We start from the raw sequence: 22,024 nt of genomic DNA, 5'->3' as shown, positions 1-22,024 counted from the left end.
CGCAAAGGAAGCTCCAGTACGCCCTGCCCAGAGCGGGTCCATCCGCGTAGACTCCGCGCGTGGCCAAGGTGACTCGCGATGACGTAGCTCGGCTGGCGGGGACATCCACCGCCGTAGTCAGTTACGTCATCAACAACGGACCCCGGCCGGTCGCCCCGGCCACGCGCGAGCGTGTTCTCGCCGCGATCAAGGAGCTGGGGTACCGGCCGGACCGGGTCGCCCAGGCGATGGCGTCCCGGCGCACGGATCTCATAGGTCTGATCATCCCCGACGCCCGTCAGCCCTTCTTCGGCGAGATGGCGCACGCGGTCGAACAGGCCGCCTCCGAGCGCGGAAAAATGGTTCTCGTCGGCAACACCGACTACGTCGCCGAGCGCGAGGTCCACTATCTGCGGGCGTTCCTCGGGATGCGCGTCTCGGGCCTCATCCTCGTCAGCCACGCGCTGAACGACCTGGCGGCCGCCGAGATCGAGGCATGGGACGCCCGGGTGGTGCTGCTGCACGAGCGGCCCGAGGCCATCGACGACGTCGCCGTCGTCACCGACGACCTGGGCGGCGCCGAGCTGGCCGTCCGCCACCTCCTGGAGCACGGCTACCCCTACGTCGCCTGCATGGGCGGCACCGCCGAGACCCCCTCGGTCGGCGACCCGGTCTCCGACCACGTCGAGGGCTGGCGGCGCACGATGGCCGAGGCGGGCCTGAGCACCGAGGGCCGGCTCTTCGAGGCGCCGTACAACCGCTACGACGCCTACACGATCGCCCTGGAGATCCTCGCCGGGCCGCGGCGGCCCCCCGCGATCTTCTGCTCCACCGACGACCAGGCCCTCGGCGTGCTGCGCGCGGCGCGCGAGCTGCGCATCGACGTGCCGGGCGAGCTGGCGGTCATCGGCTTCGACGACATCAAGGAAGCGGGCCTCGCCGACCCGCAACTGACAACGATCGCATCGGACCGCTCCGCGATGGCCCGCGCGGCCGTGGACCTGGTCCTGGACGACGGGGTGCGGGTCGCGGGCTCGCGCCGCGAGCGGCTCAAGGTGTTCCCGTCACGCTTGGTGACGCGGCGGTCGTGCGGCTGCGTGTGAGGCTTTGTCTGAGGCTTGTCTGAGAGGGCCTCGCCAGCTGCCTGGTGCGCCTTTATATCGGGCATACGAGGTTCTGCCGGGCTTCTCAGGGAGGACTCAGGAAGCTCTCATGGTCGCGGGTCACGCTTCTTCCATGACCGAGAGCATCCGCCGCGACGGCGAGTACGAGACCCCGAACCCGTACCCCGCGAACCCCTACCAGGGGAACCCGGTGAGCCCTGTGAACCCCGAGTGGCCGCCCCCGCCGGCATACCGGCCGGCCGATGTCTACGACGGCGGAACCGCTCTCCTCCCCCGGACCCCCGATGGCCCGGAGACCCCTGAAGCCTTCGCGCAGCCCGCGCCGGAACCGCAGCCCGCACCCGAACCGAGGAAGCGGGCCAAGGCCAAGGGCCCCTTCGCCCTGCTCGCCGCCGTGGCGATCGTCGCCGCGGCCATCGGCGGCGGTACGGCCTACGGCATCCAGGAGCTGACCGGCAAGAACGAGACGGTCGCCTCCTCCACCACGACCAGCGTGGTGCCGACCGGCAAGACCGGTGACGTGGCGACCATCGCCGCCGCGGTCAGCCCGAGCGTCGTCGAGGTCTCCGCCACGCTCAGCGGCGGGGCGTCCACCGGCTCCGGTGTGATCATCAGCAGCGACGGTGAGATCGTCACCAACAACCACGTCATCGCCGGCGCCTCCTCGATCAAGGTGACGACCAGCGACGGCACGTCCTACACCGCGAAGGTCGTCGGCACGGACAGCAAGAAGGACCTCGCCCTGATCAAGCTGGAGAACGCCTCCGGTCTGAAGGCGGCGACCCTGGGCGACTCCGACGGCGTCCAGGTCGGCGACACCGTCGTCGCGATCGGCTCCCCCGAGGGCCTCACCGGCACCGTGACCAGCGGAATCGTCTCCGCGCTCGACCGGGACGTGACCGTGTCCACCGACGAGAGCCAGCAGCAACAACAGCAGCAGGGCGGCGGCGGGTGGCCGTTCGAGTTCGGCGGCCGGGAGTTCAACGGCGACACCGGCTCCTCGACCACGACGTACAAGGCGATCCAGACCGACGCGTCCCTCAACCCCGGCAACTCCGGCGGTGCGCTCATCGACGCCAACGGCAACATCATCGGCATCAACTCCGCGATGTACTCGGCCGCCGCGGAGTCCTCCTCGGACGCCGGCAGCGTCGGCCTCGGCTTCGCCATCCCGATCAACACCGTCAAGGCCGACCTGGCCACGCTGCGGGCGGGCGGCTCGGACAGCTAGGGACCCGGCTGCCCAGTGCCGAACCAGCCAGTGGAACGAGCCAGTAGGGAGTACGTCATGACCCAGCAGGTTTCGCAGGTTTCGCACCCCGTGACCGGCGCCGGCGCCTCCGACCTCGGGCTGGCCCTCGACGTGGCGGCCGCGCTGCACCCTCCGGTGACCGCGGTCCGGTCGTCCGACCGGCCGTCCGAGGTCGCGGTCCCCGAGCTGATGGGCCTGCGCACCGGCACGGCCCGCCCGCACCGCCGCAAGGTCCCGCTCAACCGCCTCACGGCCCTGCGCGGCTGAACCCGCCCCCTTTCACCCAGCTCCTCCGCCCTCGCCGGCCGGGAACCGTGCGAGGCTGAGGACGGTCATCCGATCCCGGCCTCCCGTCCCCACCGCACCCGAGGAACCCACACCCATGAGCCCCGCCGAAGGCGACCGTGACCCCCAGCGCATCCTGATCGTCGACGACGAACCGGCGGTGCGCGAAGCCCTCCAGCGCAGCCTCGCCTTCGAGGGCTACGACACGGAGGTCGCGGTCGACGGGGCCGACGCCCTGGAGAAGGCGACGGCCTACCGCCCCGACCTGGTCGTCCTGGACATCCAGATGCCCCGCATGGACGGCCTCACCGCCGCGCGCCGCATCCGCGGGGCCGGTGACACCACGCCCATCCTGATGCTGACGGCCCGTGACACCGTCGGTGACCGGGTCACCGGCCTCGACGCGGGGGCCGACGACTACCTCGTCAAGCCCTTCGAACTGGACGAGCTGTTCGCCCGCGTCCGCGCCCTGCTGCGCCGCAGCTCCTACGCGGCGGCGGCCGGGGCGGCGCCCGCGGACGACGACGAGGCGCTCACCTTCGGCGACCTGCGGATGGACCTGGCGACCCGGGAGGTGACCCGCGGCGGCCGCCCGGTGGAACTGACCCGCACGGAGTTCACCCTGCTGGAGATGTTCATGGCCCACCCGCGCCAGGTACTGACCCGTGAGCAGATCCTCAAGGCCGTCTGGGGCTTCGACTTCGAGCCGTCCTCGAACTCCCTGGACGTGTACGTGATGTACCTGCGGCGCAAGACCGAGGCGGGCGGCGAACCGCGCCTCGTGCACACCGTGCGGGGCGTGGGGTACGTCCTGCGCCAGGGCGGCGCCGAGTGAACAGGCTCGTCCGCCGGTTCCGGGTGCTGCCGATCAGGGCCCGGCTGTCGATGCTGGTCGCTGCCGCGGTGGCGTTCGCGGTGGCGGCGGTTTCGGTGACGTGCTGGTTCATCGTGCAGGGCAAACTGTACGAACAGCTCGACAACGACCTCCAGCGGGGCATGCGGGCCCCCGGGCAGGTGATCGTGGGGGCGCTCAACAGTTGCAGTGAGGAACCGGACGGCACCGCCAACCCGTTCCGGAACAACTACATCCAGGTGGTCAAGGAGGACGGGACCATCTGCGTCATCGACGACACCATCGGCACGGTCAAGGTCACCCAGGCCGACAAGAACGCGATCGAGGAAGGCGACACCCGCCGGCTGTACTTCCGCGACGGAAGCGACGGGGACGGCGACCCGGTACGGGTCATGCTCCAGCCGATGACGACGACCACCCTCGACGGCAAGACGGGCCCCAACGTCGGACTCGTCATCGCGGTGTCCCTCAAGAGCACCCAGTCCACGCTCAACGACCTCGCCCTCATCCTTCTCCTCGTCTCCGGGATCGGTGTGCTCGGGGCCGGGGCCGCCGGGCTCGCCGTGGCGCGGGCCGGGCTGCGGCCCGTGGACAAGCTCACCGAGGCCGTCGAACACGTCGCCCGCACCGAGGACCTCGGCATCCGCATCCCCGTCGAGGAGGACTCGGACGACGAGATCGCCCGGCTCTCCCGCTCCTTCAACTCGATGACCGCCTCCCTCGCCAGCTCCCGCGAGCTTCAGCAGCAGCTCATCGCCGACGCCGGGCACGAACTGCGCACCCCGCTCACCTCGCTGCGCACCAACATCGAACTGCTCACCCGCAGCGAGGAGACCGGCCGCCCGATCCCGGAGGCCGACCGCAAGGCCCTGCTCGCGTCGGTGAAGGCCCAGATGACGGAGCTGGCGGCGCTGATCGGCGACCTCCAGGAACTGTCCCGCTCGGAGGGCCAGCGCGGCGAACGCGTCCAGGTGGTCTCCCTGGAGGACACCGTCGAGTCCGCGCTGCGCCGCGCCCGGCTGCGCGGCCCGGAACTGACCATCGACGCCGACATCCAGCCCTGGTTCACCCGGGCGGAACCGGCCGCGCTGGAGCGCGCGGTGGTCAACATCCTCGACAACGCGGTGAAGTTCAGCCCCGAGGGCGGCACCATCGACGTACGGCTCGACGGCGGTGTCCTGACCGTCCGCGACCACGGCCCCGGCATCCCCGAGGACGAACTCCCGTACGTCTTCGACCGCTTCTGGCGCTCCCCCAGCGCCCGCGCCCTGCCGGGCTCCGGCCTCGGCCTGTCGATCGTGGCCCGCACGGTCCAGCAGGCGGGCGGCGAGGTCACCCTGGCCCGCGCCCCGGGCGGCGGCACGGTGGCGACCGTACGGCTGCCGGGCGCACCGGTCCCGCCGCCGGAGACCCCGCAGCCGTGAACGAAAAGAGGCGGCCGCGTCGATGACGCGGCCGCCTCCTTCGATTCCGTGGAGCGCTGTCGGCTACTGCACGATCGTGATCCGGTTGGCGACCGGCGGGACGATCGGGGCGGATGCCGAGGAGCTGGCCAGCAGGTACTGCTCCAGGGCGGTCAGGTCGTCGCTGCCGACGAGGTCGTTGGTGCCCAGGCCCAGCGTGGTGAAGCCGTCACCGCCGCCCGCGAGGAAGCTGTTGGTGGCGACCCGGTAGGTGGCGGCCGGGTCGACGGCGACGCCGTTCAGCCGGATGGAGTCCGTGACGACCCGGTCGGCGCCGGACTTCGTCAGGTCGAGGGTGTACGTCAGGTTCGCCGACGGCTGGAGGATCTTCGGCGCGGTCGCGTTCGAGCCGCTCACCTGCTCCTTGAGCACCTGGACGAGCTGGGCGCCGGTGAAGTCCTGGAGGTTCACCGTGTTGGAGAACGGCTGCACGGTGAAGCCCTCGGCGTAGGTCACCACGCCGTCGCCCTCGGTGCCCTTGGCCGCGTAGGTGAGGCCGGCCCGGACACCGCCCGGGTTCATCAGCGCGACGTCCGTCGTGGCGTCGAGCGTCTTGCCGTACCAGAGCTGGGCGTCCGCGATCAGGTCGCCCATCGGGGACTCGGTGCCCGTGTTGGGGACGTCACCGGAGATGTAGCCGATGGCGCGGTTGCCGATCGGGGCGGCCAGCGTGTTCCACTTGCTGATGAGCTGGGTCATGTCGGGCGCCTTGGCGACGGTCCGGGTGACCACGTGGTTCGCCGACTTCACCGCCGTACGCGCGATGTCGCCCGTGAGACGGTCGTAGGTGAGCGTGGTGTCCGTGTAGAGCCGGCCGAACGACGCGGCCGAGGTGACCGTGCGCGGCTTGCCCGACGGGTCGGCGATCGTGCACGCGTACGCCGCGTGCGTGTGACCGGTGACCAGCGCGTCGACCTTCGGCGTGATGTTCTTCGCGATGTCCACGATCGGACCGGAGATGCCGTCACCGGCGCCCGGCGAGTCGCAGTCGTAGTTGTACGACGACGACGCGGGCAGCCCGCCCTCGTGGATCAGCGCCACGATCGACTTCACGCCCTGGCGCTCCAGCACCTTGGCGTACTTGTTGATCGTCTCGACCTCGTCCTTGAACTTCAGGCCCTTGACGCCCTCGGCGGAGACGACGCCCGGGGTGTCCTCCAGCGTCACACCGATGAAGCCGATCTTGACGCCGTTCTTCTTCCACACCCGGTACGGGCTGAGGATCGGCTTGCCGGTCTTCTCGTTCTGGACGTTGGCCGCCAGGTAGGGGAAGTCGGCGCCCTTGAACTTCTTGTCCGTGTAGCAGCCGTCGGTCGGGTGGCAGCCGCCGCGCTGGAGCCGGGACAGTTCCTTGGCGCCCTCGTCGAACTCGTGGTTGCCGACGGACGTGACGTCCAGGTCCAGCTTGTTGAGCGCCTCGATGGTGGGCTCGTCGTGGAAGAGGCCCGAGATCAGCGGGGAGGCGCCGACCATGTCACCGCCGGCCGCGGTGATCGAGTACGCCTTGCCCTTGCGTGCCTCGCGCAGATGCGTCGCGAGGTACTCGACACCGCCCGCGTCGATCGTCTTCGTGGTGCCGTCCGCCTGGACCTCGGTGACCCGGCCGGAGGAACCGGACGGCGGCTCCAGGTTGCCGTGCAGATCGTTGAACGACAGGAGCTGCACGTCCTGGTAACGGCTCGGCAGATGCTTGCCGTGCTTGTGGTCCTTGGAGTGCTTGGACTCATGGGCGTCCGCCGGGAGAGCGGCCGCCATCGCACCGGCGGTGGCGAGAACCGCGGCGGCCGCGACAAGACGGTACGTACGACGTCTGCCGCTCGGATGCGGCTGGGCAGTGGCTGGCATGCGCTCCCCTGTGATGTCCGGGTCTTCGGTGTCCGGTGTCTTGGTGTCAGGTGTCTCGGTGTCCGGTGTGGCGTCCGGCTGTGCGGTGTCCGCGTCGCCCGCGCCGGCGTCGCGGTCCCCATGAGGCGGGTGAGGAAACCGAACCCGCCCGGCGCAGCCTAGAGTCAACGCGCGTAGCGCGACAGGGGGTTCTTGGTTACATCCTGGTTTCCCTTTGCCCTCCCCTTGCCCTCCGCCTTGCGTTTGCGCTGCTCCTTCCGCGTGCCGCCACTTTGCGCCGCCCGCCCTTTACCCTCGTCCCATGAGCAGCGACGACATCGCACCGGCCCCCGGCTCCCGATCCATCGAGACCCTCTCCTCGCTCACCCCCGAACAGACCGAGGCCGTCCTCGAACTGCTCGCGGAGGCCGCCCGGACCGACGGCCAGCAGGCGGTGTCCGAGCAGGGCCGTCTGCAACTGCGCGGCGGTCCCCGCGACGGCGTCTCCCATCTGCTGCTGACCGTCGCCGGTGAACTCGTCGGCTACGCCCAACTGGAGGACGCCGACCCGGTCGAGGCGCCGGCCGCCGAACTGGTCGTCCACCCCTCGCACCGCGGTCACGGTCACGGCCGCGCCCTCGGCTCCGCGCTGCTCGCCGTCTCCGGCAAGCGGCTGCGGGTGTGGGCCCACGGCGGCCACTCCGCCGCCCGCCATCTCGCCCAGGTCCTCGGGCTGACCCTGTTCCGTGAACTGCGCCAGATGCGGCGGCCGTTGACCGACCTCGACCTGCCCGACCCGGTGCTGCCCGACGGTGTCACCGTCCGCCCCTTCGTGCCCGGGCAGGACGACGCCGCCTGGCTCGCCGTCAACTCCGCCGCCTTCGCCCACCACCCCGAGCAGGGCTCCCTCTCCCAGCGCGACCTCGACGACCGCAAGGCCGAGCCGTGGTTCGACCCCGCGGGCTTCTTCCTCGCCCTGCGCGGCGACCGGCTCGTCGGCTTCCACTGGACCAAGGTCCACGCCGAGGAACAACTCGGCGAGGTCTACGTCCTCGGCGTGGCCCCCGGCGCCCAGGGCGGCGGCCTCGGCAAGTCCCTCACCACGATCGGCCTGCGCCACCTCGCGGCCCAGGGCCTACCGACCGCGATGCTCTACGTCGACGCCGACAACAAGGCGGCCGTCTCGGTCTACGAGCGCCTGGGATTCGTCACCCACGAGACGGACCTGATGTACCGAACGGAGACGTGACGGCGGCTCAGCCGGTCCGGGTGGGTATCGGGCGACCGATCCTGGCGGGTATCGGGCGACGGCGGACGAGGGGCTCCGGGGTCCACAGGGCGCAGGCCGCGAGGGCCGCGCACAGGACCACCGCCCATCTGATCTGGGCCGCCTGCCACCAGAGGCCGTCCGGGCCGGCCAGCAGGCCCCAGCGGTCGGGCACGACCGTCACCAGCAGGGCGATAGCGGTCAGCCGGGTCGCCGTGGTCCGGCCCACCTCCGCCCGGTCGGTGAAGCGGACGGCGACCGTGGCGAGCGCGAGCGCGGCGACGGCCGTACCCGCCGCCTGGAGCGTCACCGGCGCCGTCGGGGGGCGGGTCGCGGCGGGCAGCAGGAGAAGGACCGCCGTCCACCACAGCGCGGCGAGCGGGGCGACGAAGGCCAGCCGCAGGACCGTGCGGACCGCACGGCCGACCGGGGTTCCGGTGCTGGTGTTGCGGGCCGGGTCGTCGAGCACGAAGACCAGCCCGAACGCTCCGACCAGCGCGGTCACCCGCAGGACGAACAGGCCGAGCCCCGCGCCCGGTTCGCCGTCGGGGATCCGGGTGCTGCCCGCGAGCAGCAGCCCCGCCGCCCCGGCCGCCGCGAGCATCCTCCAGGGCACGGTCCGCCACACGGCCGGCAGCAGGGGCCGGAGCAGGGCGACTCCCACGAGCTTGTTCTCTACTCCTCGCACGTCTCCACCCCCTTCGGCACCTCGACGCCCAGCACCTTCGCGACCTGGGCCGTCGTCGTCCTCCTGGCCGTCAGTTCCTCCCAGTGGGCCTTGACCCGGGCCGTCATCTTGGCGCGGGGCTCCTTCAGCATGTCCCGGACCACCTCGGTCTGGTGGGCCGTCATGCTCAGTCCGTTCGTCGGGGCGAGGACGAGGCCCGAGCCGCTGACGCGGTCGTCCAGCCGTACGTGCTGGAAGGTGTCCAGCGGGTCCCGCTCGGTGCCCAGGACCAGCCACATGACCACGACCGTGCGGCCGTCGCACCCCTCGTCGAGGGTCATGTCCTCCCGGCCGCTGACCAGGACCGAGGCGGCGCCGACCGCGAACTCGGGGACGCGGTTGCCGCCCCAGCGGGTGCCGACCGTCACCTGGCCGGGGGTGGAGGAGGGCCACAGGGCGCCGTCACCCGACTCGCCCACGGAGGCGTCGACCCGCTGCCGGATCGTGAGCCCGGCCCGCGCGGCCGAACCGCCGGCCGCGGACTGGAGCCGGTCGACCACCTCGGCCCATTCGGACCGCACGACCTCCCATTCGGGGAAGGAGCAGTACCGCGACCGGCCGTACGTGGTGCACGACTGGGCCTCCTCGGGCGTCTCGGAGGCCGTCTTCCGGGCCGCGTCCAGGGCCGCGCCGTGCGGAAGCTGGCCGATCGCACCGGCTGCGGTAACCACGAGGGCGAGAACGGTCGCCGCCCTGACGGCCCGGGCGCGGCCGCCCCCGGCGAGCAGCAGCACCGCGCAGGTCAGTACGGCACACAGGCCCGCCATGTAGAGCGCGTGCCAGCCGGCCGGGCGTCCGATCAGGTCGGCGGGGATCGGGTCGCCGCTGGTGTCCGGGCTGAGGACGACCGGGGAGAGCCAGCCCGACCAGCCACCGCCGTCCGCGACCCACGAGGCGAACATGAAGGCCAGGTACGCGCCGATCGAGAACAGCACGGGCCCGAAGGTCGTGGGCAGCACCCGGGCCAGCAGCACGCCGAGGGCCCCGGCCAGCAGCACCGTGAGCGGGCCGACCGCCAGTTCGCCGAAGGAGCCGTGGCCGATCGCGCCGGGCTTGAGGGCCTCCCAGACGTACTCGGCGACGACGAAGAGCGCGGTGAGCGCCGCGTAGGGGACCGCGGAGAGGACATGGGCCAGGGACCGGCGCCAGGGCTCCATCGGCAGGACACCGAACTGCTGGACCGTACCGCCCTTGCGCGAGCGCAGCGCCGCCGCGTTGGTGCAGATCAAGACGGACAGGGCGACCAGCAGCGGGAGCGTCTGGGTGCGGCGGTCGACGGTGTTCAGCACCGGATAGGCGTCCATGCCGTCCGTGGGCACCAGCCGGGTGATGACGATCAGGGCGTAGAACGCGAAGACCAGCAGTACGGGTGCCTGGAAGAGCAGTTCGCGGGCCTCGAAGCGGGTCAGGGCGAGGACGGCTCCGGTCCTGCGCGGGTCACGCGAGGGTTCCGCCGGGGTGGGCGGCGGGGCGGTGTGCGGAGTGGTCGTGGCGCTGCTCATGCCGTCACCTCCGCGGACTCGCCGTCGAGGGCGAGCAGATAGCCGTCCTCCAGGGTGGGTTCGAGGAGGTCCGCGCCGGACGGCGGAGCGCCGATGTTGCGGAAGGTGCCGACGCCGGTGCGCCAGCCGGCCAGGGCGCCCGGGTCGCGCTCCGCGCTGCTCCAGACCCGGCCGGCCGCGCGGGCGGTCAGCTCGGCGGGGGTGCCCTCGAAGCGGACCCGGCCGGCGGCCAGGACCACGACACGGTGGCAGAGCATCGCCACGTCCTCCGTCTGGTGGGTGGACAGCAGGACCGTGCGCCCCTCGCCGGCCTGGGCGATCAACTCGCGGAACCGCATGCGCTGTTCCGGGTCGAGGCCGACGGTCGGCTCGTCCAGCACCAGGAAGCCGGGGTCGCCGACCAGCGCGGCGGCCAGGGCGACGCGCTGCCGCATCCCGCCGGACAGATGCTTGAGGCGTCGGCCGCGCACGTCCGAGAGGTTCACCGCGTCCAGCACCCGCCGCACCTCGCCGTACCGGGCGGTGCGGTCGGTCAGCTCCTTGAGGATCGCCACGTACTCGACGAACTCGAAGGCCGTGAAGTCCTGGTGGAATCCGGGGGTCTGGGGCAGATAGCCGAGCGTGCGGCGCAGCTCCAGCCGGCCGGCGGAGGTGCGCGGATCATGGCCGAAGACGGTGAAGTTCCCGCCGTCCGGCGGCACGGCCGTGGCCAGCACCCGCAACAGGGTCGTCTTCCCCGCGCCGTTGGGGCCGAGCAGTCCGGTCACGCCCCGGGACAGCCGCAGCGAGACCCCGTCGAGGGCGCGGGTGCCGCCGTAGCGCAGGGAGAGGCCGGTGGCCGTCAGGGTCGCCGGGCCGGCGGGGGACGCGTCGGTCATCTGGGGCTCCTGGATCGAGTCCGGTCGAGGGGTGGGGCTGGTGGAGGGGAGCGGTGTCATCCCGCGCCTCCGCCCTGGAAGCCGCCGAGCGGGCGGGAGTCGAAGCGGTCCCTGCCCAGGTAGAGCAGCAGGGCGGCGAGGACGGCGACGAACGCCGCGCTCGACTGTCCGGCCGCGGTGAAGGGGACGAGCGTCTCGTCCGGCGAGCGTTCGTGGGCCACGCCCAGCAGCGTCAGCCAGGCGCCGCCGACCAGCGCCGGGGCCAGGACCGGGCCCAGCCGGGCGCTCAGCGCGAGGCCCGTGGCCGTCAGGGCGAGGGCGGGCAGCAGCCAGGACAGGGCCAGCAGGCCGTACCCCGGCAGGGCGAGCGTGGCCAGGCCGTTCAGCACGAGACCGGTGCCGAGCACCGCGACCGTGCGGATCATCAGCAGCCGGAAGCCGTGCAGCGGGGCGACGACCGCCATCTCGAACGTCGGGTCCAGGGCACGGCCGTAGGACAGGGCGACGCCGACCAGCGGGAGCAGCGGGGCCAGCGCCAGGAACAGCGCGGGCTGGTCCACCACCCGGACCGCGAGCACGGTGCTGACCAGCAGGAGCAGCACCGCCAGCAGCCAGGAGCGGCGCAGCACCGGCGTGGCCGTCAGCAGCCGGGCGGTGTGGTCGGACACGCCGAACCGCACCAGCAGCCGTTCGGACAGGCTCGGCCGGGGCGCGTCCAGCTCGGCGTCCAGCCGCTCCCAGCCGGTGTCCAGCGCGACCGGGTCGGCGCTCCGCGCGAGCCGGGCCCGGCACTCCGCGCACTGGGCGAGATGGGTGTCGGCGGACCACAGCAGGGGCGGCGTCAACGCGCCGTGCGCGTAGGCGCGCAGGTCCTCTTCGGCCACGTGCCACGTCATGCCAGTGCCTCCTTCGGCTTCGACCGCTCGGCGCCCGCGCCCGTACGCAGGGTCGTTCCGTCCTCCCGGGGCGCCGGGGCGCCCTCGCGCCGGCCGTCCGGTCTCGCGTACCGCCTCATGCCAGCGCCTCCCGAAGCTGCTTGCGGGCGCGCAGGGCCCGGGTCTTGACCGTGCCGGGCGGGATGCCGAGCAGAACGGCCGCCTCCCGGGTGCTGAGCCCGTCGATGACGGTCGCCTGGAGCACGGCCCGCAGCTCCGGCGAGAGCCGCGTGAGGGCCCCGGCGAGGTCCCCGTGCTCCACCCCCGCGAGCACGCGCTCCTCCGCCGAGACCTCGTCGCGGTGCCGCAGACGGGCGAGGACCTGGCGCAGCCGGCCGCGCGCGCCGTCGCCCCGCAGGGCGTCGACCAGCCGCCGCGCGCCGATCCGCCACAGCCAGCCGGCCACGTCGCCCTCCTCGCGGTAGCGCGCGCTGCCCCGCCACACCGCGAGGAACGTCTCCTGCACGACGTCGTCGACTATCCCGGCGTCGGCGCAGCGGCCGCGCATGCGCGCGGTCAGCCACGGGGCGTACCGCCGGTACAGCTCCTCGAAGGCGTGACGGTCCGCGTCCGCCGCGATGGCCCGCAGCAGCTCCCCGTCGCTTCTCGTTTCGCTCACATCCCCTCATCGGAACGACATCGCCGATCGGTTCACGATCCGCCCACCGAATTTTTCTTGATCCCGGCGGGCCTCCGTCACGGCCCGGACCGGGAGGCCGACACGGCCGATCTTGACTTCCGCGCCCCCTTGCACCACCCTTTCACTACTCAATTAGTGAAAGGGTGGTGCCCGATGGTCGAATACCGCATCGACCGGCACAGCGGCGTGGCCACCTACGTCCAGATCGTCCAGCAGACCAAGCAGGCCCTGCGCCTGGGTGTGCTGCGCCCCGGCGACAAGCTGCCCACGGCCCGCGAGGTCGTCGAGGCCACCGCCATCAACCCCAACACCGTGCTGAAGGCGTACCGCGAGCTGGAGCGCGACGGGCTGGTGGAGGCCCGGCGCGGCCTCGGCACCTTCGTACGGCGCGGACTGAGCACCGCCCCGGCCGACTCGCCCCTGCGCAGCGAACTGGGCGCCTGGGCGGTCCGGGCCCGCGAGGCCGGCCTGGACCGCGAGGACGTGGCCGCGCTCTTCACCGCCGTGCTCGACGAACACTTCACCACCGCCACGGGCCCCGCCCCGAAGGCCGGCCGGACCTCTCAGGGAGACCCCTCATGACCGTGACCGACACCGCCCTGGCCGCGTCCGGGCTCGGCAAGCGCTTCGGGCGGCGGGCCGGCTGGGCGCTGCGGGACTGCGCGTTCCGGCTCCCCGCGGGTCGCGTCTGCGCCGTCGTCGGCCCCAACGGCGCGGGCAAGTCCACGCTCCTCTCCCTCGCCGCCGGTCTGCTGGCCCCCACCGAGGGCACGGTCACCGTCCTCGGCACGGACCCGGCGTCCGCACGCGCGCGTGTCGGTTACGTCGCCCAGGACAAGCCGCTCTACCCGCAGCTCACCGTCGCAGAGACCCTGCGCGTCGGCGCCGACCTCAACCCGGGCCGCTGGGACGCCGCGACCGCCGAGCGGATCGTCGCCGCGGGCGACCTCGACCCCAAGGCCCGGATCCGCACCCTCTCCGGCGGCCAGCGCACCCGCGTCGCGCTCGCCCTGGCCCTCGGCAAGCAGCCCGAACTGCTCCTGCTGGACGAGCCGATGGCCGACCTCGACCCGCTGGCCCGGCACGAGCTGATGGGCACGCTGATGGCGCGGGCGGCGCAGTACGGCACGACGATCGTGATGTCGTCCCACGTGGTCGCCGAACTGGAGGACTCCTGCGACCACTTGCTGCTCGTCGGCGGCGGCCGGGTCCGCCTCGCCGGTGAGATCGACGACCTGCTCGCCGCCCACACGCGCGTGCACGCGTCCACCGAGACCGCGCCCGACACCGCCCTCGCCCCGCACACCGTCGTCGAGTCACGGACCACCGGCCGTCAGCTCAGCGCCCTGATCCGCCCGGCGGGCCCGCTCCCCGCGGACTGGCGCACCGCGACCCCCTCCCTGGAGGAACTCGTCCTCGCCTACCTGCGCAACCCGCAGGCGGCGCCCCTCACCCCGGCGGAGCCCGAGGACCACCCGGCCGGCGCGAAGGCCCTGGCATGACCGGCACTGGTCTGACCAGCACTGGCCCGACCGGCACTGGCCTGACCAGCCCTGACACGACCCCCCTCGTCCCCGCCCAGGAGCCCACCGCATGACCGCCCACACGCCGACCCTCGAGACACCCGCCGGGCCCGCCGGTCCCTCCGTGCCCGCCACGGCCCCCGCCGTCGCCGCCGCCCGGCCCCCGCACCCCCGCTGGCTGCTGCGCCTGCACGGCCCCGCCCTGTACGTCTGGGCCGCCATCGTCGCCGTCCTCGCCCTCGGCCTGCTGTGGCTGTGGGGCCCGCTCACCGACGCGGCGGCCGACGCCTGGCGGCAGTACAACGCCTGTGCCGGGAACGGCCCCTGCACCTACGACCAGGACGCGATCGTCACGTACAAGTCCGTGTACAACTACGTGACCCTGCCCCTGTCCGCGCTCCCCTTCCTGGTCGGGGCCTGGTCCGGTGCCGCCCTGTTCGGCCGCGAGCTGGAGCACGGCACCGCGCAGCTCGCCTGGACGCAGGGCCTGTCCCCGACCCGCTGGCTCGCCACCAAGCTCGCCGTGCCCGCCCTGCTCGTCACCGTCGGCACCGGACTGCTCGTCACGCTGCACCGCCTGGCCTGGTCGGCGGGCGACGGCCGGATCGACACCGCCAAGACCTGGTACGACGACCCGACCCTGCACGCCAACGGCCCCACCACCGTCGCCTTCGCCCTGACCGGCCTGGCCGCCGGCGCGCTCGCGGGACTGCTGCTGCGCCGCACCCTGCCCGCGCTGCTGCTCGCCCTCGGCGCCGTCGCCGCCGTACGGTTCCTCGCCGTCCTGGCCATGCCGCACCTGTGGCCCGGCGTCACGCGCGTCTCCCCGCTGGCGGACGGCTACCGCAGCTCGGGCCTCGGTATCGACTCCGGCCTGGTCACCTCCACGGGCGCGCACATCGCCGACCCCGGCTGCGGCCCCACGGTCGTCCCCGAGTGCAAGGCGCTGTACGACAAGCTGGACGCCACGGGCTTCTACAACACGTTCCACCCCGAGTCCCACTACTGGCCGCTCCAGCTCACCACGACCGCGCTCGTCCTGGCCGTCGCCGCCGCGCTCACGGTCGCCTCGTTCGCGCTGATCAGGCGTACGACGGCCACGACGGCCACGACGGCCGCGTCGCACGCCGCCGCCCGGGAGAGCGCCGTATGACCGCCGCCCTCCCGATACCGGAGCGCACCGCCGCCACCGCACGCCGGTCCATGAGCCCCGCCGGCTGGGGCACCGTCCGCACCGTGCTGCGGGTGCACCGCGCGGCGCTCGTCCTGTGGGCCCTGCTCGTGGCCGCCCTGACAGGCGGGGCGGTGTGGATCACCGAGCTGACGGAACGCGCCGTGCGCGCCGAGCAGGAAGCCTGCGAGCGGGCGGGCCGCGACCTGTGCGACGTCGCCGGATGGGTCGGCTACGACGGACCGATCACCTGGATCGGGCTCCTGACCGGCGGCGCGTTCATCGCCGTGGCCGCCTTCGCGGGCGGTGCGCTGATCGGCCGCGAGCTGGACGGCGGCACCGCGCGGCTGGCCTGGACCCAGGGCGTCACGCCCACCCGCTGGCTCGCCGCCAAGCTGGCCGTGCCCGCGCTCGCCGTCACGCTCGGCGTCACCGTCCTGGTCCTGGTGTTCCGCTGGGCCTGGGCCGTCGACCGGCCGCCGGTCTACGCCGACTGGTGGTCCCTGGAGGCGTACGCCGCGCGCGGCCCGGTCGCGGTCGCCCACGCCCTGTGCGCCCTCGCCGTCGGCACCCTCGCCGGGCTGCTGCTGCGCCGCTCCCTGCCCGCCCTGGGGGTCTCCGTCGCCGTGATGCTGGGACTCACCACGCTCCTGACGTCGTACCGCAGCGCCCTGTGGCCCACGGTGACCGTCACGTCCGCGACGGAGATCCCCTCGATCCCCGAGAACTCCTACGAGGTGGAGAGCGGCACCCTGGTCCACGGGCGGCCGGCCACCGGCCTCGACGCCTCGGTGTGCGACCGGCCGGAGGTCTCCCTGGAGCGCTGCTGGGACGACCTGGGCGTCACCGGCCACTACGTGCGATTCCACCCCGAGTCCCACTACTGGCCGCTCCAGCTCGTGGAGAGCGGGATCGTCCTCGCCGTCGCCGCGCTGGCCACGGCCGCCGCGTTCCTGCTCCTGCGCCGCCGCACGGCGACGACCGGCGGCTGAAACCGGCGGGGCCCGGCGCCCCCACGCGCGGGTGTCCCTCCACGGGGGGAGGGACACCCGCGGATATCCCGTACGCCATGTCTCCGTAACCACCGGTTCAGACGACCTTGCGACGCTCGGTCAATGAACCCCGTCGTGCCCGAGGCATCGCCGCCCCCAGAGGGGAATCGCCCCGAGGGGAACGCCTCCGTGCTCCCTTCCGCACGTTCCGACGCGCCCGTCCCGCTCCGGGCGCGGAAGAATGGGTACATGAGCCAGTCACACGCCCAGGCCGAGGTCCAGCCCACGCAGCCCTCCGTGGGCTCCATAGCCGCGCACCGCCCGCACACCGTGGCGGCCGCGGTCTCCGATCTGGAACCCGACATCGACGCGGACCTCGACTCCTACGAGGACGCCACGGACGGCCCCCTGCTGCCCCAGGGCCGTTTCCTGGACCGGGAGCGAAGCTGGCTCGCGTTCAACGAACGGGTCCTGGAACTGGCCGAGGACCCCAACACGCCGCTGCTCGAACGCGCGAACTTCCTCGCCATCTTCGCCAGCAACCTGGACGAGTTCTTCATGGTCCGGGTGGCCGGTCTCAAGCGCCGTATCGCCACCGGGGTCGCCACCCGCTCGGCGTCCGGCCTCCAGCCGCGCGAGGTGCTGGAGATGATCTGGGCCCGCTCCCGCGAGCTGATGGCCCGGCACGCCGCGACCTACCACGAGGACATCGCCCCGGCGCTCGCCGAGGAGGGCATCCACCTGGTCCGCTGGCAGGAGCTGACCGAGAAGGAGCAGGCCCGCCTCTTCACGCTGTTCCGGCACCAGATCTTCCCGGTCCTGACGCCGCTGGCCGTCGACCCCGCGCACCCCTTCCCGTACATCTCGGGTCTCTCGCTGAACCTCGCGGTCGTCGTCCGCAACCCGGTCAGCGGCCACAAGCACTTCGCGCGCGTCAAGGTGCCGCCGCTGCTGTCCCGCTTCCTGGAGAGCTCCCCGGGCCGCTACGTCCCCATCGAGGACGTCATCGGCGCGCACCTGGAGGAGCTGTTCCCGGGCATGGAGGTCCTGGAGCACCACGCCTTCCGGCTCACCCGCAACGAGGACCTGGAGGTCGAGGAGGACGACGCCGAGAACCTCCTCCAGGCCCTGGAGAAGGAACTGATGCGGCGCCGCTTCGGCCCGCCGGTGCGGCTGGAGGTCGAGGAGTCCATCGACCGCGAGGTGCTCGACCTGCTGGTGCGCGAGCTGAAGATCTCCGAGGCCGAGGTCTACCCGCTGCCCGGTCCGCTCGACCTCACCGGTCTGTTCCGCATCCACGGACTCGACCGTCCGGAGCTGAAGTACAAGAAGTTCATCGCCGGCACGCACCGCGACCTCGCCGAGGTGGAGTCCGCCTCCGCCCCCGACATCTTCGGCGCGCTGCGCAACCGCGACGTGCTGCTGCACCACCCGTACGACAGCTTCTCCACCTCGGTGCAGGCGTTCCTGGAGCAGGCGGCCGCCGACCCGGACGTCCTCGCCATCAAGCAGACCCTGTACCGGACCTCGGGCGACTCCCCGATAGTCGACGCGCTGATCGAGGCCGCCGAGGCCGGCAAGCAGGTCCTCGTCCTGGTCGAGATCAAGGCCCGCTTCGACGAGCACGCCAACATCAAGTGGGCGCGCAAGCTGGAGGAGGCCGGCTGCCACGTCGTCTACGGCCTCGTCGGTCTGAAGACGCACTGCAAGCTGTCCCTGGTGGTCCGTCAGGAGGGCGAGACGCTCCGGCGGTACTGCCACGTGGGCACCGGCAACTACCACCCGAAGACCGCGCGGCTCTACGAGGACCTCGGGCTGCTCACCGCCGACCCGCAGGTCGGCGCGGACCTCTCCGACCTGTTCAACCGGCTCTCCGGCTACTCCCGCCGCGAGACCTACCGCCGGCTCCTGGTCGCCCCCAAGTCGCTGCGCGACGGCCTGATCTCGCGCGTCGAGAAGGAGATCCAGCACCACCGCGCCGGACGCCCCGCGTACGTCCGGATCAAGGTGAACTCCATCGTCGACGAGGCGCTCATCGACTCCCTCTACCGGGCCTCCCGGGCGGGTGTGCCGGTCGAGGTGTGGGTGCGCGGCATCTGCGCGGTGCGCCCGGGCGTGCCCGGCCTGTCGGAGAACATCCAGGTCCGCTCGATCCTGGGCCGCTTCCTGGAGCACTCCCGGGTCTTCGCCTTCGGCAACGGCGGCGAGCCCGAGGTGTGGTTCGGCAGCGCCGACATGATGCACCGCAACCTCGACCGCCGTATCGAGGCCCTGGTCAGGGTCACCGACCCGGCCCACCGGGCGGCCCTGAACCGGCTGCTGGAGACCGGTATGTCCGACGCCACCGCCTCCTGGCACCTCGGCCCCGACGGCGAGTGGACCCGGCACGCGACGGACGCGGACGGCCAGCCCCTGCGCAACGTCCAGGAGATGCTCATAGACGCCCGGAGGCGCCGGCGTGGCACAGCGACACCATGACCTGACGGACCCGGACCCGGACCCGGGAGGCCATGGCCCGACGGACCCGGCGGTGGGGGTCGCCGCCCCCGCCGCCACCCCCGCGTCGGTCCCTGCGGCGGTCCCTGCGTCGGTCCCCACCGGGAACGCCGTCGCCGGGAACGCCGTCGCGGCAGGCGCCGTCACCGGAGAGGCTCTCGCGGGCTATCTCCGGGCCCAGGCCACGGACTTCCTGCGCGCCCTGCGGCTGCACCGGGAGACCGGCGGGGGCGGGGCGGCGGGCGGCGCCGAGGACTCCGTCGACGCGGCGCGCGCCCTGCGCCGCACCGCCCGCCGGATCAGCGCCGGCCTGCACACCTTCCGCCCGCTGCTGGACGCCGACTGGTCGGAGCGGATCCGGCCCGAACTGGCCTGGGTGTCGGGCACGCTGGCCCTGGAGCACGCGTGCGGGGCCCGTCTGGAACGGCTGCTGCTGGCCCTGCACCGGCTGTCGGGGGCGGCGGCCGCCCCGGTCCCGGCCCGGGTGGGCGTCCCGACGCAGGCGGGCCCGCCCGCCCCCGCCGCCGCCTCCTCGACTCCAGGGCGCGGCAACCTCACCGTCGGCGCGGCGAAGGCGGGCGCCCTGCTGGACCGTCAGCTCACCCTCGCCCGCACCCGCGCCCACTCCACCGCCCTCCAGGCCCTCGGCTCCTCCCGTTTTCACGCGGTCGCGGACCAGGTCGCCGTCCTCGCCAGCGAGGTCCCGCTGACCCCGGCGGCCACCACAACCGATCTGCGCCCCCTGGCCGCCGCCGCGCAGGAGCGCCTCACGGACGCCGTCGCCGCGCTCCCGCTGGTCACCGCGGGCAGCCCGTACAACGCGGAGGCCCTCGTCCACGGCCTCTCCCCGGACCCCGCCCCGCACCCGCAGGACACGCCCTGGCACCAGGTACGGCTGCTGCTGCGCCTGCACCGCTACGCGTGCGAGGTGCTGGACGGCGGCCCCGGCACCCCCGTCGACGTCCGGCTGCTCGCCGCGGCCCGGGCCCTGGACCGGCACCGCGACGCGGCGGAGGCCGCGTCCGCGGCCGCGCAGGCGGCCCGCACCCCCCGGATCGCGCCCGCGACGGCCTACGCCCTCGGCGTGCTGCACGCGGACCAGCGCCACGAGGTGGAGGCGGCGCGCTACGCCTTCCAGCACTCCTGGCCGAAGCGGAACCCATGACCCCAGGCGGTGAGACGCAGTGAGTACCCCCAACGCGACCCCCGAGACCCCCGAGACGCCCGTGCAGGCGGCCGGCTGCGTCCTGTGGCGCCGTTCGCCGGTAGACGGTGAACTGGAGGTGTGCCTGGTCCACCGACCGAAGTACGACGACTGGTCACACCCCAAGGGCAAGCTCAAGCGGGGCGAGGATCCGCTCGCCGGTGCCCTGCGCGAGGTGGCCGAGGAGACCGGGTACGGAGCGGCACCGGGGACCGGCCTGCCCACCCTGGAGTACGAGGCGAACGGCCGCCCCAAGCAGGTCCGCTACTGGGCGGCCGAGGCCGTCTCCGGCACCTTCACCCCCAACGACGAGGTGGACCGCCTCCTCTGGCTCCCCCCGTCCTCCGCCCGCACCCGCCTCACCCAGCCCAGGGACCGCGACCTCGTCGACGCCCTGCTGACCGCGCTCCACCGGGCCTGACGCCCTGGGCCCAGGGCCCGATCCGCCTCGGATCCCCCTCCGGTCCGCCCCCTCGGCACCCTCTTCCCCCCACCGCCCCGGAACCGCCCCGTGTCCTCCGCGTGAGCGTTCCGTGACCTCACCGGCACTTCCCCACGGGTTCACCCGCCGTTCATTCACGCCCATAGGCGCCTTCACCTGTTCTGCCTAATTTCGGCCTTACCGGCAGGACAGCGACCAGACGGAGGACCCGGACGGACGCCGCCCGCCACCCATGAACTTCGCACGCCGCCGGATTCAGGACGGCGGCTCCTGGAAGGATCTCCCTCAAGTGAAGCTTCAGCGCATGAACCGGCGGGCCCTCACCCTCGGTGCTCTCGCCGTCTCCGGCGCCCTGGCCCTCACGGCGTGCGGCTCCGACGACACCGGCGCCGCCGGCGACAGCGGCACCAGCGCGGCCGCGACCGCCGCCGCCGGTGACATCAAGTGCGACGACGCCAAGGGCCAGCTCCTCGCCGACGGCTCCTCCGCGCAGAAGAACGCGATCGACGCCTGGGTCAAGAACTTCACCCAGGCCTGCAACGGCGTCCAGGTCAACTACAAGGGCTCCGGCTCGGGCGCCGGTGTCACCGCGTTCACCCAGGGCACCGTCGCCTTCGCCGGCTCCGACTCCGCGCTGAAGCCGGAAGAGGTCACCGCCTCCAAGAAGGTCTGCACCGACGGCCAGGGCATCGACCTGCCGATGGTGGCCGGCCCGATCGCGGTCGCCTACAACGTCTCCGGCGTGGACGACCTGGTGCTCGACGCCCCGACCATCGCCAAGATCTTCGACGGCAAGATCACCAACTGGAACGACGCCGCCATCGCGAAGCTCAACCCCGACGCGAAGCTGCCCGACCTCAAGATCCAGCCGTACCACCGCTCGGACGAGTCCGGCACCACGGACAACTTCACCAAGTACCTGATCGCCGCCACCCCCGACAACTGGAAGTACGAGGGCGGCAAGGCGTGGCAGGCCAAGGGCGGCCAGTCCGCGGCCGGCTCCTCCGGTGTCGCCCAGGGCGTCAAGCAGACCAACGGCGCGATCGGCTACATGGAGCTGTCCTACGCCAAGGACGGCCTCGGCACCGTCTCCATCGACACCGGCGCCGCCGCCCCGGTCAAGGCGTCCTCCGACGGCGCCACCAAGGCCGTCGCCGCCGCCCAGGTCGTCGGCACCGGCAACGACCTGTCGCTGAAGCTCGACTACACGACCAAGGCCGAGGGCGCCTACCCGATCACCCTGGTCACGTACGAGATCGCCTGCGACAAGGGCAACAAGGCCGAGACCCTCCCCGCCACCAAGGCGTTCCTGCGCTACATCGCCAGCGAGCAGGGCCAGGGCATCCTCTCGGGCATCGACTACGCGCCGATCCCCGACGCCATCATTAGCAAGGTCCGCACCACCATCGAGGGCCTGAGCTAGTCCGATGGTGCGGTCCGGCGCCGGGGTGACCCGGTCCGGACCGC

20 protein-coding genes are annotated in these 22,024 nt (G+C 72.8%); 14 read left to right on the top strand and 6 right to left on the bottom strand.

Features of this window, described 5'->3' with window-relative positions:
• Positions 1 to 59 precede the first annotated feature (59 nt).
• From G6W55_RS03035 to G6W55_RS03015, 5 genes are all read left to right on the top strand, one after another.
• Positions 60 to 1,082, top strand: coding sequence for a LacI family DNA-binding transcriptional regulator (locus G6W55_RS03035; RefSeq protein WP_030795281.1), 1,023 nt, complete (start codon positions 60 to 62; stop codon positions 1,080 to 1,082).
• Between the two features lie 133 nt (positions 1,083 to 1,215).
• The gene (locus G6W55_RS03030; RefSeq protein WP_175519219.1) at positions 1,216 to 2,334 is read left to right on the top strand and encodes a S1C family serine protease; all 1,119 of its coding nucleotides are present in this window, start codon (positions 1,216 to 1,218) and stop codon (positions 2,332 to 2,334) included.
• A gap of 57 nt (positions 2,335 to 2,391) precedes the next feature.
• Complete coding sequence (locus G6W55_RS03025) at positions 2,392 to 2,622, top strand: hypothetical protein (RefSeq protein WP_078633993.1); 231 nt, start codon at positions 2,392 to 2,394, stop codon at positions 2,620 to 2,622.
• 115 nt (positions 2,623 to 2,737) lie between these two features.
• Positions 2,738 to 3,475, top strand: coding sequence for a response regulator transcription factor (locus G6W55_RS03020; RefSeq protein ID WP_078633994.1), 738 nt, complete (start codon positions 2,738 to 2,740; stop codon positions 3,473 to 3,475).
• Positions 3,472 to 4,917 (top strand): HAMP domain-containing sensor histidine kinase, encoded by a 1,446-nt coding sequence (locus tag G6W55_RS03015; RefSeq protein WP_175519218.1) that lies wholly within the window; start codon positions 3,472 to 3,474, stop codon positions 4,915 to 4,917. Before G6W55_RS03020 ends, G6W55_RS03015 begins: the two co-directional genes overlap by 4 nt.
• Positions 4,918 to 4,980: 63 nt before the next feature.
• On the opposite strand, the gene G6W55_RS03010 is transcribed toward G6W55_RS03015, so the two are convergent.
• Entirely contained in the window at positions 4,981 to 6,801 is a 1,821-nt protein-coding gene (locus G6W55_RS03010) for a bifunctional UDP-sugar hydrolase/5'-nucleotidase (RefSeq protein WP_175519217.1), read from the bottom strand.
• A gap of 301 nt (positions 6,802 to 7,102) precedes the next feature.
• Here G6W55_RS03010 and mshD point away from each other — a divergent pair, with 301 nt between their 5' ends.
• Positions 7,103 to 8,029 (top strand): mycothiol synthase, encoded by a 927-nt coding sequence (mshD, locus tag G6W55_RS03005; protein ID WP_175519216.1) that lies wholly within the window; start codon positions 7,103 to 7,105, stop codon positions 8,027 to 8,029.
• A 7-nt stretch (positions 8,030 to 8,036) separates the two neighbouring features.
• On the opposite strand, the gene G6W55_RS03000 is transcribed toward mshD, so the two are convergent.
• The 5 genes from G6W55_RS03000 to G6W55_RS02980 form a co-directional block, all read right to left on the bottom strand.
• Positions 8,037 to 8,735, bottom strand: coding sequence for an ABC transporter (locus G6W55_RS03000; RefSeq protein ID WP_175519215.1), 699 nt, complete (start codon positions 8,733 to 8,735; stop codon positions 8,037 to 8,039).
• Positions 8,723 to 10,276, bottom strand: coding sequence for an ABC transporter permease (locus G6W55_RS02995; RefSeq protein ID WP_175519214.1), 1,554 nt, complete (start codon positions 10,274 to 10,276; stop codon positions 8,723 to 8,725). The genes G6W55_RS03000 and G6W55_RS02995 overlap by 13 nt, the downstream gene beginning before the upstream one ends.
• Positions 10,273 to 11,154, bottom strand: coding sequence for an ABC transporter ATP-binding protein (locus tag G6W55_RS02990; protein ID WP_175519213.1), 882 nt, complete (start codon positions 11,152 to 11,154; stop codon positions 10,273 to 10,275). The genes G6W55_RS02995 and G6W55_RS02990 overlap by 4 nt, the downstream gene beginning before the upstream one ends.
• A 56-nt stretch (positions 11,155 to 11,210) precedes the next feature.
• Positions 11,211 to 12,050: a zf-HC2 domain-containing protein gene (locus tag G6W55_RS02985; RefSeq protein WP_175519212.1), complete on the bottom strand. Its 840-nt coding sequence runs from the start codon at positions 12,048 to 12,050 to the stop codon at positions 11,211 to 11,213.
• Positions 12,051 to 12,165: 115 nt separating this feature from the next.
• Positions 12,166 to 12,708 (bottom strand): RNA polymerase sigma factor, encoded by a 543-nt coding sequence (locus G6W55_RS02980; RefSeq protein ID WP_030795309.1) that lies wholly within the window; start codon positions 12,706 to 12,708, stop codon positions 12,166 to 12,168.
• Positions 12,709 to 12,882: 174 nt separating this feature from the next.
• On the opposite strand from G6W55_RS02980, the gene G6W55_RS02975 reads away from it, so the two are divergent.
• The 8 genes from G6W55_RS02975 to pstS all read left to right on the top strand — a co-directional run bounded on the left by G6W55_RS02975 (position 12,883) and on the right by pstS (position 21,980).
• Positions 12,883 to 13,311 carry a GntR family transcriptional regulator gene (locus G6W55_RS02975; RefSeq protein ID WP_175519211.1) on the top strand — a complete coding sequence of 143 codons (429 nt, stop codon included), beginning with the start codon at positions 12,883 to 12,885 and terminating at the stop codon, positions 13,309 to 13,311.
• 2 nt (positions 13,312 to 13,313) lie between these two features.
• Entirely contained in the window at positions 13,314 to 14,231 is a 918-nt protein-coding gene (locus tag G6W55_RS02970) for an ABC transporter ATP-binding protein (RefSeq protein ID WP_175519621.1), read from the top strand.
• A 91-nt stretch (positions 14,232 to 14,322) separates the two neighbouring features.
• Positions 14,323 to 15,405, top strand: a complete 1,083-nt coding sequence (locus G6W55_RS02965) for an ABC transporter permease (protein ID WP_217686476.1) — start codon at positions 14,323 to 14,325, stop codon at positions 15,403 to 15,405.
• The gene (locus G6W55_RS02960; protein ID WP_175519210.1) at positions 15,402 to 16,415 is read left to right on the top strand and encodes a hypothetical protein; all 1,014 of its coding nucleotides are present in this window, start codon (positions 15,402 to 15,404) and stop codon (positions 16,413 to 16,415) included. Before G6W55_RS02965 ends, G6W55_RS02960 begins: the two co-directional genes overlap by 4 nt.
• Before the next feature lie 249 nt (positions 16,416 to 16,664).
• Entirely contained in the window at positions 16,665 to 18,893 is a 2,229-nt protein-coding gene (locus G6W55_RS02955; protein ID WP_175519209.1) for an RNA degradosome polyphosphate kinase, read from the top strand.
• On the top strand, positions 18,874 to 20,076 hold the full coding sequence (locus G6W55_RS02950) for a CHAD domain-containing protein (RefSeq protein ID WP_375372421.1): 1,203 nt from the start codon (positions 18,874 to 18,876) through the stop codon (positions 20,074 to 20,076). The genes G6W55_RS02955 and G6W55_RS02950 overlap by 20 nt, the downstream gene beginning before the upstream one ends.
• 19 nt (positions 20,077 to 20,095) lie before the next feature.
• Positions 20,096 to 20,536, top strand: a complete 441-nt coding sequence (locus G6W55_RS02945) for an NUDIX hydrolase (RefSeq protein ID WP_175519208.1) — start codon at positions 20,096 to 20,098, stop codon at positions 20,534 to 20,536.
• A gap of 310 nt (positions 20,537 to 20,846) precedes the next feature.
• Complete coding sequence (gene pstS, locus G6W55_RS02940; protein WP_175519207.1) at positions 20,847 to 21,980, top strand: phosphate ABC transporter substrate-binding protein PstS; 1,134 nt, start codon at positions 20,847 to 20,849, stop codon at positions 21,978 to 21,980.
• Positions 21,981 to 22,024 lie beyond the last annotated feature (44 nt).

It is taken from the genome of Streptomyces sp. CAI-85 (assembly GCF_013363615.1).
In the GTDB taxonomy this organism is placed as follows: domain Bacteria; phylum Actinomycetota; class Actinomycetes; order Streptomycetales; family Streptomycetaceae; genus Streptomyces; species Streptomyces antibioticus_B.
This window is presented reverse-complemented; position numbering and strand designations above follow the sequence as displayed.